12 protein-coding genes are annotated in these 14603 nt (G+C 60.4%); all 12 read left to right on the forward strand.

The window, feature by feature from the left end; all coding sequences use genetic code 11:
- The first annotated feature begins 9 nt into the window (after positions 1–9).
- The 12 genes from fabZ (at position 10) to ispD (ending at position 14510) form a co-directional block, all read left to right on the forward strand.
- Positions 10–450, forward strand: a complete 441-nt coding sequence (gene fabZ, locus BFQ04_RS17860; RefSeq protein ID WP_003172281.1) for a 3-hydroxyacyl-ACP dehydratase FabZ — start codon at positions 10–12, stop codon at positions 448–450.
- Positions 447–1223 (forward strand): acyl-ACP--UDP-N-acetylglucosamine O-acyltransferase, encoded by a 777-nt coding sequence (gene lpxA, locus BFQ04_RS17865; RefSeq protein WP_057723196.1) that lies wholly within the window; start codon positions 447–449, stop codon positions 1221–1223. Before fabZ ends, lpxA begins: the two co-directional genes overlap by 4 nt.
- 2 nt (positions 1224–1225) lie before the next feature.
- The gene (gene lpxB, locus BFQ04_RS17870; RefSeq protein WP_065951941.1) at positions 1226–2365 is read left to right on the forward strand and encodes a lipid-A-disaccharide synthase; all 1140 of its coding nucleotides are present in this window, start codon (positions 1226–1228) and stop codon (positions 2363–2365) included.
- Complete coding sequence (gene rnhB, locus BFQ04_RS17875) at positions 2362–2994, forward strand: ribonuclease HII (RefSeq protein WP_065896980.1); 633 nt, start codon at positions 2362–2364, stop codon at positions 2992–2994. Before lpxB ends, rnhB begins: the two co-directional genes overlap by 4 nt.
- A gap of 77 nt (positions 2995–3071) precedes the next feature.
- A complete protein-coding gene (gene dnaE, locus BFQ04_RS17880; RefSeq protein ID WP_065951942.1) occupies positions 3072–6593 on the forward strand; it encodes a DNA polymerase III subunit alpha in 3522 nt (1173 codons plus the stop codon).
- Between the two features lie 128 nt (positions 6594–6721).
- The gene (locus BFQ04_RS17885) at positions 6722–7669 is read left to right on the forward strand and encodes an acetyl-CoA carboxylase carboxyltransferase subunit alpha (protein ID WP_016976871.1); all 948 of its coding nucleotides are present in this window, start codon (positions 6722–6724) and stop codon (positions 7667–7669) included.
- 162 nt (positions 7670–7831) lie between these two features.
- Positions 7832–9151: a tRNA lysidine(34) synthetase TilS gene (tilS, locus tag BFQ04_RS17890; RefSeq protein ID WP_065951943.1), complete on the forward strand. Its 1320-nt coding sequence runs from the start codon at positions 7832–7834 to the stop codon at positions 9149–9151.
- Positions 9152–9424: 273 nt separating this feature from the next.
- On the forward strand, positions 9425–11056 hold the full coding sequence (locus BFQ04_RS17895; protein WP_065951944.1) for a CTP synthase: 1632 nt from the start codon (positions 9425–9427) through the stop codon (positions 11054–11056).
- Positions 11057–11061: 5 nt separating this feature from the next.
- Positions 11062–11907, forward strand: a complete 846-nt coding sequence (kdsA, locus tag BFQ04_RS17900) for a 3-deoxy-8-phosphooctulonate synthase (RefSeq protein WP_065951945.1) — start codon at positions 11062–11064, stop codon at positions 11905–11907.
- A 156-nt stretch (positions 11908–12063) separates the two neighbouring features.
- Positions 12064–13353 (forward strand): phosphopyruvate hydratase, encoded by a 1290-nt coding sequence (gene eno / locus BFQ04_RS17905; RefSeq protein WP_065951946.1) that lies wholly within the window; start codon positions 12064–12066, stop codon positions 13351–13353.
- Between the two features lie 171 nt (positions 13354–13524).
- Positions 13525–13803, forward strand: a complete 279-nt coding sequence (ftsB, locus tag BFQ04_RS17910) for a cell division protein FtsB (RefSeq protein ID WP_057723188.1) — start codon at positions 13525–13527, stop codon at positions 13801–13803.
- Entirely contained in the window at positions 13800–14510 is a 711-nt protein-coding gene (gene ispD / locus BFQ04_RS17915; RefSeq protein ID WP_065951947.1) for a 2-C-methyl-D-erythritol 4-phosphate cytidylyltransferase, read from the forward strand. Before ftsB ends, ispD begins: the two co-directional genes overlap by 4 nt.
- Positions 14511–14603: the final 93 nt, after the last annotated feature.

A 14603-nucleotide genomic window follows, 5' to 3' on the forward strand; every position in this document is an offset into this window, starting at 1 on the left:
CCCCCCGAAATGATGGACATCAACGAGATTCGCGAATACCTGCCTCACCGTTATCCGTTCCTGCTGGTGGATCGTGTAGTGGACCTCAATGTTGAGGAAAAGCGCATTCGTGCCTACAAGAATGTCAGCATCAACGAACCGTTTTTCAATGGTCACTTTCCTGCGCATCCCATCATGCCGGGCGTGTTGATCATCGAAGCAATGGCCCAGGCTGCCGGTATCCTTGGTTTCAAAATGCTTGACCTCAAGCCTGCCGACGGCACGCTTTACTATTTCGTGGGTTCCGACAAGTTGCGTTTCCGCAATCCGGTCACTCCGGGTGACCAGTTGATCCTGGAAGCCAAGTTCATCAGTTGCAAGCGCCAGATCTGGAAGTTCGAATGCCAGGCTTCGGTGGATGGCAAGCCGGTGTGCTCTGCCGAGATCATCTGTGCGGAACGCAAACTATGAGTTTGATTGACCCTCGCGCAATCATCGATCCGTCGGCCGTACTGGCCGCCGACGTTGAGGTCGGCCCCTGGTCGATCGTCGGCGCAGGTGTGGAAATCGGCGAGGGGACTGTCATCGGGCCACACGTGATCCTCAAGGGTCCGACCCGCATTGGCAAACACAATCGTATCTACCAGTTTTCCTCGGTAGGCGAAGACACCCCGGACATGAAGTACAAGGGTGAAGAAACACGCCTGGTCATCGGTGACCACAACATCATCCGTGAAGGCGTGACCATTCACCGTGGCACCGTGCAGGATCGAGCCGAGACCACGCTGGGTGATCACAACCTGGTGATGGCCTATGCGCATATCGGCCACGACAGCGTGATTGGCAACCATTGCATCCTGGTCAACAACACCGCGTTGGCCGGGCACGTGCATGTGGATGATTGGGCGATCCTGTCCGGTTTCACCCTGGTGCATCAATATTGCCATATCGGCGCCCACAGCTTTTCCGGCATGGGCACCGCCATCGGCAAGGATGTCCCTGCATTCGTCACGGTGTTCGGCAATCCTGCCGAAGCCCGCAGCATGAATTTCGAAGGCATGCGCCGTCGCGGTTTCAGCGACGACGCAATCCAGGCCCTGCGCCGCGCCTACAAGACGGTTTACCGTCAAGGGCTGACGGTTGAGCAGGCCCTGATCGAACTGGCCGAGCCGGCAGCGTCGTTCCCGGAAGTCGCGGTGTTTCGTGACTCGATCCAGGCGTCGACTCGCGGCATTACCCGCTGATCATGGCCAAGTTGCGTATCGCATTGGTCGCCGGGGAAGCTTCCGGCGATATCCTCGGCGCCGGCCTGATGCGGGCTCTGAAAGTCCGGCACCCCGCAATCGAATTTATCGGCGTGGGTGGCCCCTTGATGCAGGCCGAAGGCCTCACCTCCTACTTTCCGATGGAGCGCCTGTCGGTCATGGGGTTGGTCGAGGTGCTGGGGCGCCTGCGTGAATTGCTTGCTCGGCGCAAGCTACTGATCAAGACGCTGATCGATGAAAGGCCCGACGTCTTTATCGGTATCGATGCCCCGGACTTCACCCTCAACATTGAACTCAAGTTGCGCCAGGCCGGGATCAAGACCGTGCACTATGTCAGCCCGTCCGTATGGGCGTGGCGACAAAAGCGTGTGCTGAAGATTCGCGAAGGCTGCGACTTGATGCTGACCCTGCTGCCATTCGAGGCCAGGTTCTACGAAGAGCAGGGCGTGCCGGTGCGGTTTGTCGGCCATACCCTGGCCGATGCCATTCCTTTGCACGCTGACCGTGACGCGGCGCGTACCGAACTGGGGTTGGCCGCCGGCCCGCTGGTCGCGTTGATGCCGGGTAGCCGGGGAGGGGAAGTCGGACGTCTTGGCAGCCTGTTTTTTGATGCCGCCGAACGCCTGCAAACACTCAAGCCGGGCGTTCGTTTTGTGCTGCCGTGCGCCAGCCCGCAGCGTCGCGCGCAAATTGAAACATTGCTGGAGGGGCGCAACCTGCCGCTGACCCTGCTCGACGGCCAGTCGCACCTGGCCCTGGCCGCCTGCGAAGCTGTATTGATTGCGTCGGGTACCGCAACCCTGGAGGCCCTGCTGTACAAACGTCCGATGGTGGTGGCCTATCGTCTGGCGCCGCTGACCTTCTGGATTCTCAAGCGCATGGTCAAAAGCCCGTACATTTCCTTGCCTAACCTGCTGGCTCAACGGTTGCTGGTGCCGGAGTTGTTGCAGGACGATGCTAAGCCCGAAGCGCTTGCGCAAACGCTACTACCCTTGATTGATGGCGGCGAAGAGCAGACCCGTGGTTTCGACGCTATTCACCGCACCTTGCGCCGTGATGCCTCGAACCAGGCGGCGGATGCCGTGCTGAACCTGATCGGCCAAAAACAGGAAGCTTTATGAGTACGCAGATGGGCCTGGATTTCAGCCTGGTTGCACAGGCCCACGAACTGGTGGCGGGTGTCGACGAAGTCGGGCGCGGCCCGTTGTGCGGTGCGGTCGTAACGGCGGCGGTGATCCTCGACCCGAACCGTCCGATCCTGGGCCTTAATGATTCGAAAAAACTCACTGAAGCCCGTCGTGAAAAACTCTATGACGAGATCTGTGAAAAGGCCTTGAGTTGGCATATCGCCCGGGCGGAAGTCGAAGAAATCGACGAACTGAACATCCTGCACGCCACCATGCTTGCCATGCAGCGTGCAGTTGAAGGGCTGCATATCACCCCCAGGCTGGCGATGATTGACGGTAACCGTTGCCCCAAACTGGCGATGCGCGCCGAGGCCGTGGTCCAGGGTGACAGCAAGGTGCCGGCCATTGCGGCGGCGTCGATCCTGGCCAAGGTCAGCCGCGACCGCGAAATGGCGGCTTTCGATCTGGTTTACCCGGGCTACGGCATGGGCGGCCATAAAGGCTACCCGACGCCCGTTCATCTGGAAGCCCTGGCGCGACTCGGTCCTACGCCGATCCACCGCCGCTCGTTCGCCCCGGTGCGCCAGGCTTATGAGCTGCGCGAGAGCCTCAGCGAGGTGTAGTCGCGAGGCTGATGTTTTGCTCCAGGCCCGGTACAATCCCGGGCCTTGTCGTTTCCAAGTTACTGCACAGGATCACTATGCCGGCTTCATTCGTTCATCTACGCCTGCACACTGAATACTCCCTGGTCGACGGCCTGGTACGGATCAAACCGCTGGTCAAGACCCTGGTGGGCATGAACATGCCGGCGGTGGCGGTTACCGACCAGAACAACATGTGCTCCCTGGTCAAGTTCTACAAAAACGCCATGGGCGCAGGTATCAAGCCGATCTGTGGCGCCGACCTGTGGCTGTCCAACAAAGACCCGGATAATCCGCTGAGCCGCATCAGCCTGCTGGCGATGAACGGCGTGGGTTATCGCAACCTGACCGAGCTGATTTCCCGTGGCTTTATCGATGGTCAGCGCAATGGCTCGATCATCATCGAGCGCGAGTGGGTGGCCGAAGCCAGCGAAGGCGTGATCATGCTCTCGGCCGCCAAGGAGGGCGAGGTTGGTATCGCGCTGCTCGGTGGCAACCCGCAGGAAGCCGAAGTGCTGGCCCGCGAATGGATGCAGGTGTTCCCCGACCGCTTCTACCTCGAAGTGCAGCGCACCAACCGCCCCAACGATGAAGAGCATCTGCACGCCGCAGTGGCCCTGGCCGATAAGCTGGGCGCGCCGCTGGTGGCGACCAACGATGTGCGCTTTATCAAGAAGGAAGATTTCGAAGCCCACGAAACCCGCGTGTGCATCGGCGAAGGCCGCGCCCTGGATGACCCGCGCCGTTCGAAGAACTACAGCGAAGAGCAGTACCTCAAAAGCGCCGAGGAAATGGCCGAACTGTTCAGCGACTTGCCCGAGGCCCTGGAAAACTCGGTCGAAATCGCCAAGCGCTGCAACATCGAAGTGAAGCTGGGCAAGCACTTTTTGCCCAACTTCCCGATTCCCGATGGCATGACCATCGACGAGTACTTTCGCAAGGTGTCGTTCGATGGCCTGGAGGATCGCCTGCGCGTCCTGTTGCCGAAGGACACCACCGAAGATTACGAAGCCAAGCGCCAGGTCTACGTCGATCGGCTGAATTTCGAGCTGGATATCATTATCCAGATGGGGTTCCCCGGTTACTTCCTGATCGTGATGGACTTTATTCAGTGGGCCAAGAACAACGGCGTACCGGTAGGTCCGGGCCGTGGGTCAGGTGCGGGCTCGTTGGTGGCCTACGTGCAGAAGATCACCGACCTTGACCCGTTGGAATATGACCTGCTGTTCGAACGCTTCCTGAACCCGGAACGTGTATCCATGCCCGACTTCGACGTCGACTTCTGCATGGACGGCCGCGATCGCGTGATCGAATACGTGGCCGAGAAGTACGGCCGCAATGCGGTGAGCCAGATCATCACCTTCGGTTCCATGGCCGCCAAAGCTGTAATCCGCGACGTGGCCCGGGTGCAGGGCAAGTCCTACGGGCTGGCTGACCGCCTGTCGAAGATGATCCCGTTCGAAGTCGGCATGACCCTGGAAAAAGCCTACGAGCAGGAAGAAATCCTGCGCGACTTCATCAAGGTCGATGAAGAAGCCGCCGAAATCTGGGACATGGCGCGCAAGCTCGAAGGCGTGGTGCGTAACGTCGGTAAACACGCCGGCGGCGTGGTGATCGCGCCGACCAAGCTGACTGACTTCTCGCCGATCTACTGCGACGAAGAAGGTGACGGCCTGGTTACCCAGTTCGACAAGGATGACGTGGAGGCGGCCGGCCTGGTGAAGTTCGACTTCCTCGGCCTGCGCACCCTGACGATCATCGACTGGGCGCTCAAGACCATCAACCGCGACCGCGCCAAGGTGGGCGAGGAACCGCTGGATATCGCGTTCATCCCGCTGGACGACAAACCGACCTACAGCCTGCTGCAAAAAGCCGAAACCACGGCAGTGTTCCAGCTTGAATCCCGGGGCATGAAGGAGCTGATCAAAAAGCTCAAGCCCGACTGCCTGGAAGACCTGATCGCACTGGTGGCCCTGTTCCGTCCGGGGCCGTTGCAATCGGGCATGGTGGATGACTTCATCAACCGTAAGCACGGCCGCGCCGAGCTGGCGTACCCGCACTCCGACTATCAGTACGAAGGCCTCAAGCCGGTACTGGCGCCAACCTACGGCATCATCCTGTATCAGGAACAGGTGATGCAGATTGCCCAGGTCATGGCGGGCTACACCCTCGGCGGCGCGGACATGTTGCGTCGCGCCATGGGTAAAAAGAAACCCGAAGAAATGGCCAAGCAGCGCGGCGGTTTCATTGAGGGCTGTGCCACCAACAATATCGACGCCGACCTGGCCGGTAACATCTTCGACCTGGTGGAGAAATTCGCCGGTTACGGCTTCAACAAATCCCACTCCGCCGCCTATGGCCTGGTGTCGTACCAGACCGCCTGGCTGAAAGCCCACTATCCGGCGCCGTTCATGGCGGCGGTACTCTCGGCGGATATGCACAACACCGACAAGGTCGTGACCTTGATCGAGGAAGTGCGCACCATGAAGCTGCGCCTCGACGCGCCGGACGTGAACGCCTCGGAGTTCAAGTTCACGGTGAACGACGAAGGCCGCATCATTTATGGCCTCGGCGCGATCAAGGGGGTCGGTGAAGGCCCGGTGGAAGCCATCACCGAAGCGCGCCAGGACGGGCCCTTCAAGGATCTGTTCGACTTCTGTGCGCGGGTCGACCTCAAGCGTATCAACAAACGCACCCTTGACGGCCTGATCCGCAGCGGCGCGCTGGACCGCCTTGGCCCGTATTTCCATGACGAGCCGAAGGCTTACCAGGCCAGTATCGACCGCAATCGCGCGGTGTTGCTCACCGCTATGGAAGAAGCGATCAAGGCTGCCGAACAGACTGCCCGTACCCATGACAGCGGCCACGCCGACCTGTTTGGCGGGTTGTTCGTCGAAGAAGACGCGGATGTGTATGCCAACCATCGCAAGGCCAAGGAACTGACCCTCAAGGAACGTCTCAAGGGCGAGAAAGACACCTTGGGCCTGTACCTCACCGGTCACCCGATTGACGAGTACGAAGGCGAAATCCGCCGTTTTGCCCGCCAGCGCATCATCGACCTGAAACCGGCCCGGGACACCCAGACCGTCGCCGGCATGATCATCGCCCTGCGCGTGATGAAGAATAAGAAGGGCGACAAGATGGGCTTCATCACCCTCGATGACCGCTCGGGCCGGATCGAAGCCTCGCTGTTTGCCGACGCGTTCCACTCCGCCCAGTCGCTGCTGCAGACCGACGCCATGGTGGTGGTGGAGGGGGAGGTCAGCAACGACGATTTCTCCGGCGGCCTGCGCCTGCGCATCAAGCGGGTGATGAGCATGGAAGATGCACGCACCAATCTGGCCGAAAGCCTGCGCCTGAAAGTCAAGACCGAGGCACTCAAGGGCGATCAGCTACGCTGGTTGGGTGACCTGCTCAAGCGTCACCGTGGCGCGTGCCCGGTGACCATGGAGTACACCGGCAACGACGCCAAGGCCATGCTGCAGTTTGGCGAGACCTGGCGAATTGATCCGGCTGACGGCTTGATTCAAGCTTTGCGTGACCAGTTCGGGCGAGACAACGTCTTCCTCCAATACCGTTGACGGTCAGCGCCCCTGACCTCGGCTGAATATTTAATCTCGACCTAACCGCGCCTCTCCCTTAAGGTAGGGCGCGAATAGACAACCGGCTGGCCAGGCACTCCTTGGCCGTCGACCCAAGACGGACGCTTATGAACCCGAATTTTCTTGATTTCGAACAGCCGATCGCTGACCTGCAAGCCAAGATCGAAGAGCTGCGCCTGGTCGGCAACGATAATTCGCTGAACATCGGCGATGAGATCGCCCGCCTGCAAGACAAGAGCAGCACGCTCACCGAAGACATCTTCGGCAAGCTGACCAGCTGGCAGATCGCGCGCCTGGCCCGCCACCCGCGCCGTCCGTACACCCTGGACTACATTCAGCACATTTTCACTGAATTCGACGAGCTGCATGGCGACCGCCACTTCTCGGACGACGCGGCCATTGTGGGCGGTATCGCTCGCCTGGACGACCAGCCGGTAATGGTGATCGGCCATCAGAAAGGCCGTGAAGTGCGCGAAAAAGTGCGTCGCAACTTCGGCATGCCACGTCCGGAAGGCTACCGCAAGGCGTGCCGCCTGATGGAAATGGCCGAACGCTTCAAGATGCCGATCCTGACCTTCATCGACACGCCGGGTGCCTACCCTGGGATCGACGCCGAAGAGCGCAACCAGAGCGAGGCGATTGCCTGGAACCTGCGCGTCATGGCGCGCCTGAAAACCCCGATTATCGCGACTGTGATCGGTGAAGGCGGTTCCGGCGGTGCGTTGGCCATTGGCGTCTGCGACCAGCTGAACATGCTGCAATATTCGACCTACGCGGTGATTTCGCCGGAAGGTTGCGCTTCGATCCTGTGGAAAACCGCCGAAAAGGCGCCGGACGCAGCTGAAGCCATGGGCATCACCGCTGATCGCCTCAAAGGCCTGGGGATCGTGGACAAAGTGATCGCCGAGCCACTGGGCGGCGCACACCGTGACCCGGCTGCCGCTGCCGCAACCATCCGTGCCGAACTGGGCTCGCAACTGGCGATGCTCAAGAAGCTGGATAACGAAGCGCTGCTGGCCCGTCGTTATGAGCGCTTGATGAGTTACGGCCTCTAAGTCGACACCGTAACTTGATGTGGGAGGGGGCTTGCTCCCGATTGCCGAGTATCAGTCACCGTATCGGGTGACTGGCACACGGCTATCGGGGGCAAGCCCCCTCCCACATTTGCTTTGTGTATGCTTGACGAACGTATTTCAGATTTGCGGCGGTAACCTGTGATGAAATCAGTCCTGCCGGCCCGACTTCTGAAAACCCTGGCCCCCTGGCGCAATGCCCCGGCCTGGCACATCGCATTCTCCGGTGGCCTGGATTCCACCGTCCTGCTGCACCTTCTGGCCTCCCTGGCAAAAACCGAAGCGCTTCCGCCGCTCAGTCCCGTGCATGTTCATCATGGCCTGCAAGCGGCCGCCGATGCGTGGCCCGCTCATTGCCAGTCGGTCTGCGACAGCCTCGGCGTGCCCTTGCGCATCCTGCGCGTGCAGGTACAGCCCGGTGCCAGCCTTGAGCGCGCGGCTCGTAACGCACGTTATCTGGCCTTCGCCGGGGTGATCGGGGCAGGGGAGGTGTTGCTCACCGGTCAACATCGCGACGATCAAGCCGAAACCCTGTTGTTCCGCCTGCTGCGCGGTGCGGGCGTGCGTGGGCTTGCCGCAATGCCTGCGCATCGTACGTTGGCGGCAGGTCATCTGGTGCGCCCGCTGCTGGATGTCGGGCGTGTCGAGCTGCAGGCCTACGCCCACGAACATCACTTGAAGTGGATCGAAGACCCTTCGAACGCCGATCCACGCTTCTCCCGTAATTATCTTCGGCACCATGTCTTTCCAGGGCTGGCGCAGCGCTGGCCGCACGTGGTTTCAAGCCTGGCCCGCACGGCTGGGCATTTGGGAGAAGCCCAGGGTTTGCTCGATGAGCTGGCCGTTATGGACCAGCAGCGCGCCGATCAACCCTCACCGTTTCCCTGGTTGCCTTTGCGCTCTTTGCTTCTTGCGCCTTTGCGCGAGCTTTCCGACGCCCGTCAGCGCAACGCACTGCGCCATTGGCTGGCGCCACTGACCCGCCTACCCGACAGCGAGCACTGGGCCGGCTGGTTTTCCCTGCGCGATGCCAAGGGTGATGCACAGCCGGTATGGCGTCTGGCCGACGGCGAGTTGCACCGCTGTGGCGAGCGCATCTGGTGGTTGCCCTTTATGTGGTCGGAATTTTCCGACGCATCGGTGAGCTGGCCCGATGCGCATAAAACACTCGAGTTACCTGGAAACGGTCGGTTGAAACTGATCGGCGAGGTGCCTGGAGGTCCGCTGGAGGTCCGCTATCGGCAGGGTGGCGAAATCATCGAAGTGCCAGGTCGCGGCCGACGCGACCTGAAGCGTCTGTTCAATGAGTGTGGTGTGCCCGGGTTCGTCCGTGGCAGATTGCCGCTGCTGTATCGGGGCGAGCGATTGCTGGCTGTGCCAACGCTTGCGGGGTTATGGCGCGGCTCGTCGGATGGCTGGCAATTACATTGGTTGCCACAGACCTGCGATCAAGGTTTGAGCTGATAGCGCCTTTCCGGTAGACTACGCTCCCTTCTTGATACAACTTCTGTGGATTCGCCTGAATCGCAGCAGTTGCCGATTACCAAGCAGTCTTTGCTGGGCGATTCCAAAAAATGTGTAGCGATCAACGTACCGGTGTTCCATTGCTGGTCTGTCACAACGCGGCGGTTTTTTTGAAAGGTGCACTGTGATTAATGCAGGTGATCGGGGGCTTCGGCCTCTCTTCGCTTTCCCCGGCGGCTCGGACCGCTTTAACGCAGACTTCTAGGGTTTTTCATGACGCGCTACATATTCGTCACGGGCGGTGTTGTTTCTTCATTGGGGAAAGGCATTGCCTCCGCTTCATTGGCGGCCATCCTGGAGGCGCGGGGGCTTAAAGTCACCATGCTCAAGCTGGACCCGTACATCAACGTCGACCCGGGCACCATGAGCCCGTTCCAGCACGGTGAAGTGTTCGTCACGCATGACGGCGCCGAGACCGACCTGGACCTGGGCCACTACGAGCGGTTCATCCGCACGACCATGACCCAGAACAACAACTTCACCACCGGCCGTGTCTACGAGCACGTGCTGCGCAAGGAGCGCCGTGGTGACTACCTGGGTGCAACCATCCAGGTGATCCCGCACATCACCGACGAAATCAAACGCCGCATCATCAAGGGCGCGGGCGATGCCGACGTGGCGATGGTCGAGATCGGTGGCACCGTGGGTGACATCGAATCCCAACCGTTCCTCGAAGCCATCCGCCAGTTGCGTTTCGAAGTCGGTGCCAAGCGCGCAATGCTGATGCACCTGACATTGGTGCCCTACATCGCGACCGCCGGCGAAACCAAAACCAAGCCTACCCAGCACTCGGTCAAGGAACTGCGTTCCATCGGCCTGCAGCCGGATGTGCTGGTGTGCCGCTCCGATCACCCGATCGATATTTCCTCGCGTCGCAAGATCGCGCAGTTCACCAACGTTGAAGAACGTGCGGTGATTGCCCTGGAAGACGCCGACACCATCTACAAGATCCCGGGCATCCTGCATTCGCAAGGCCTGGACGATTTTGTGGTCGAGCGTTTCGGCCTGCAATGCAACGGCGCGGACCTGTCCGAGTGGGAGGCCGTGGTCGACGCCAAGCTCAACCCTGAGCACGAAGTCACCATCGCCATGGTCGGCAAGTACATGGAACTGCTGGATGCGTACAAGTCGCTGATCGAAGCGATGAGTCATGCCGGCATCAGCAACCGTACCAAGGTCAACCTGCGCTACATTGATTCCGAAGACATCGAGAATCAGGGCACCGCGCTGCTTGAAGGCGTGGATGCGATCCTGGTTCCCGGCGGTTTCGGCCTGCGCGGCGTGGAAGGCAAGATCACTGCCGTGCAATACGCTCGCGAGAACAAGGTGCCTTACCTGGGTATCTGCCTGGGCATGCAAGTGGCCGTTATCGAATTCGCCCGTAACGTGATGGGCTGGAAAGACGCCAACTCCACCGAGTTCGATCACACCAGCGGCCATCCGGTCGTGGGCCTGATCACCGAATGGGAAGACGCCACCGGCGCCGTCGAAACCCGTACCGAAAGCTCCGACCTGGGCGGCACCATGCGCCTTGGCGCACAGGACTGCCTGCTGGAACCGGGTTCCCTGGTTCACGATTGCTACGGCAAGGACGTGATCGTCGAGCGTCACCGTCATCGCTACGAAGTGAACAACAATTTGCTGCCGAAAATCATGAACGCCGGCCTGAAAATCTCCGGTCGCTCCGGTGATGGCGCGTTGGTTGAAGTGGTCGAGGCGCCGGATCACCCGTGGTTCGTGGCCTGCCAGTTCCACCCTGAGTTCACCTCGACGCCGCGCGACGGTCATCCGTTGTTCAGCGGTTTCGTCAAAGCTGCACTGACGCAACATCAGAAGAAGGCATAACCCTGATGGCCCAGAAGATCATTCGCTTAGGCGACATCGAAATTGCCAACGACAAGCCCATGGTGCTGTTCGGCGGCATGAACGTACTGGAAAGCCGCGACATGGCGATGCAGGTCTGTGAAGAGTACGTGCGGGTTACCCAGAAACTGGGTATCCCTTACGTGTTCAAGGCCAGCTTCGACAAGGCCAACCGTTCGTCCGTGACCTCCTATCGCGGCCCGGGCCTTGAAGAAGGCATGCGGATCTTCCAGGACATCAAGCAAGCCTTCGGCGTGCCGATCATCACCGACGTCCACGAGCCTGAGCAGGCTGCCGTGGTTGCCGAGGTGTGCGACATCATCCAGCTGCCGGCCTTTCTGTCGCGCCAGACCGACCTGGTTGTCGCGATGGCCAGGACCGGCGCTGTGATCAATATCAAGAAAGCCCAGTTCCTCGCACCTCAGGAAATGAAGCATATCCTGAGCAAATGCGTGGAGGCAGGTAACGACCAGTTGATCCTCTGCGAGCGTGGTTCGAGCTTCGGCTACAACAACCTCGTGGTGGACATGCTCGGTTTCGGCATCATGAAACAGTTCGAATACCCGGTGTTCTTCGACGTGACCCACGCGCTGCAAATGCCCGGTGGTCGCTCGGATTCCGCCGGTGGACGTCGTGCCCAGGTCACCGACCTGGCCAAGGCGGGCATGAGCCAGTCCCTGGCCGGCCTGTTCCTGGAAGCCCACCCGGACCCGGACAACGCCAAGTGCGACGGCCCCTGTGCCTTGCGCCTGGACAAGCTGGAGCCGTTCCTGGCCCAGCTCAAGCAGTTGGACGAGCTGGTCAAGAGTTTTCCGACGGTAGAAACCGCGTAAGCGGCGTTTCTCCGGTAGAATTTCCCACGCTTTATGCTCAGGCCCCTGGCCTGAGCCTTGTCGTCTGCAAGCCTGCCCTGTTGTTCCACCCTTGCGGTCGGTCAAAAGATTTCCTTCAGCTGCGTCGTTTTCGTCAACTTTGGAGTGTTTACAACAATGGCAAAAATCGTCGACATCAAAGGTCGTGAAGTTCTCGACTCCCGTGGCAACCCAACCGTCGAAGCCGACGTGCTTCTCGATAACGGCATCATCGGCAGCGCCTGCGCGCCGTCCGGTGCTTCCACAGGTTCCCGTGAAGCGCTGGAACTGCGTGATGGCGACAAGAGCCGTTACCTGGGCAAGGGTGTACTCAAGGCGTTAGCCAACATCAACGGCCCGATCCGCGACCTGCTACTGGGCAAGGACCCGCTGGACCAGAAAGCCCTGGACCACGCGATGATCAAGCTCGACGGCACCGAAAACAAAGGCAGCCTCGGCGCCAATGCGATCCTGGCTGTATCCCTGGCCGCCGCCAAGGCTGCTGCCCAGGACCAGGACCTGCCGTTGTACGCGCACATCGCCAACCTGAACGGCACCCCGGGCGTGTACTCGATGCCGGTGCCGATGATGAACATCATCAACGGTGGCGAGCACGCTGATAACAACGTCGACATCCAGGAATTCATGGTGCAGCCGGTGGGCGCCAAGACATTCTCCGAAGGCCTGCGCATGGGCACCGAGATCTTCCATCACCTCAAGGCTGTACTGAAGGCCCGTGGCCTGAGCACTGCCGTGGGTGACGAAGGTGGTTTCGCGCCGAACCTGGCCTCCAACGAAGATGCACTGAAAGTGATCTCCGAAGCCGTGGCCAACGCCGGCTACAAGCTGGGCACCGACGTGACCCTGGCCCTGGACTGCGCTGCCAGCGAATTCTTTGAGGACGGCAAATACAACCTGTCCGGCGAAGGCCAGGTGTTCAACTCCGAAGGTTTCGCCGACTACCTCAAAGGCCTGACCGAGCGCTACCCGATCATCTCGATCGAAGACGGCCTGGACGAGTCCGACTGGGACGGCTGGAAAATCCTCACCGACAAGATCGGCGAGAAAATCCAGTTGGTGGGCGACGACCTGTTCGTGACCAACACCAAGATCCTGAAAGAGGGCATCGACAAGAAGATCGCCAACTCGATCCTGATCAAGTTCAACCAGATCGGCACCTTGACCGAAACCCTGGAAGCCATCCAGATGGCCAAGGCTGCGGGCTACACTGCCGTGATCTCCCACCGCTCCGGCGAAACCGAAGATTCCACCATTGCCGACCTGGCCGTGGGCACTTCGGCGGGCCAGATCAAGACCGGTTCGCTGTGCCGTTCCGACCGCGTTTCCAAGTACAACCAATTGCTGCGCATCGAAGAGCAATTGGCGGGTAAAGCCAAGTACAACGGTCGCGGCGAGTTTCGCGGCTAAGCAGTAAATGGTAAAAAGTCGGCGGATTGCGTCGGAAATCTCACGACAGTGGGCATTTCGGCGCTAATCTGCTGACTGACAAGCACAAGCCTGGTTTTTCCAGGCTTCGTGCTATCAGTTGCTGCAAAAGGTTTGCATGACTGTCTTTTTTCACTGGATACCCGGATTTCGATGCGCAGTCCCAATTGGTTGTTCCTCGTCTTGCTCTTGTTGCTGGCTGGCCTGCAGTACCGCCTATGGGTCGGTAATGGCAGCTTTGCGCAGGTGGAAGAGCTGACCCAGCAAATTGCCGACCAGCACGCCGAAAACGAACGTCTGCTGGAGCGCAACCGCGTCCTCGATGCTGAAGTGCTGGAGCTGAAAAAAGGTACGGAGACCGTCGAAGAGCGGGCTCGCCATGAGTTGGGCATGGTCAAGGAGGGCGAGACCCTCTACCAGTTGGCCCAATGAACGCTGATCTACCGGCCTTCTGGGCCGTGATTCCTGCCGCGGGCGTCGGTGCCCGTATGGCCGCGGACCGTCCCAAGCAATACCTGCAACTGGGCGGGTGCACTATTCTCGAACACAGCATCGGCTGTTTTCTCGACCACCCATCGCTCAAGGGCCTGGTGGTCAGTCTTGCTGTCGACGATCCTTATTGGCCCAGCCTGGCGTGCGCCACTGACCCGCGTATCCAGCGTGCGGACGGCGGCTCGGAACGCTCGGGCTCGGTGCTCAACGCGCTGCTGCATCTCAACGCCCTGGGCGCCAGTGATGACGACTGGGTGTTGGTGCACGACGCGGCGCGGCCTAACCTGAGCCGTGATGATCTCGATAAACTCCTGGCTGAATTGGCCGATGATCCAGTGGGTGGCCTGCTGGCGGTGCCGGCTCGCGACACGCTCAAGCGCGTCGACAAACACGGCCGCGTGGTGGAAACCGTCGACCGCAGCCTGATCTGGCAGGCGTATACGCCGCAGATGTTCCGCCTGGGCGCCTTGCACCGCGCCTTGGCCGACAGCCTGGTCGCCGATGCCTTGATCACCGACGAAGCCTCGGCCATGGAGTGGTCCGGCCAGGCGCCGCGGCTGGTAGAAGGGCGTGCGGACAACATCAAGGTCACCCGCCCCGAAGACCTCGAATGGCTGCGCCAGCGCCGCACTTATCAAGCGCCCTGAGCATCAGCCACTGACCTGCTCCTGCCCGGCCTGGGTGTTCAGCGCGTTCACCAATGCTTGAATGCTCTCCAAGGGTGTCTCGTCGACTGCCCG

The sequence above is a fragment of the Pseudomonas sp. 37 R 15 genome, assembly GCF_900004865.1.
In the GTDB taxonomy this organism is placed as follows: Bacteria; Pseudomonadota; Gammaproteobacteria; order Pseudomonadales; family Pseudomonadaceae; genus Aquipseudomonas; species Aquipseudomonas fluorescens_AM.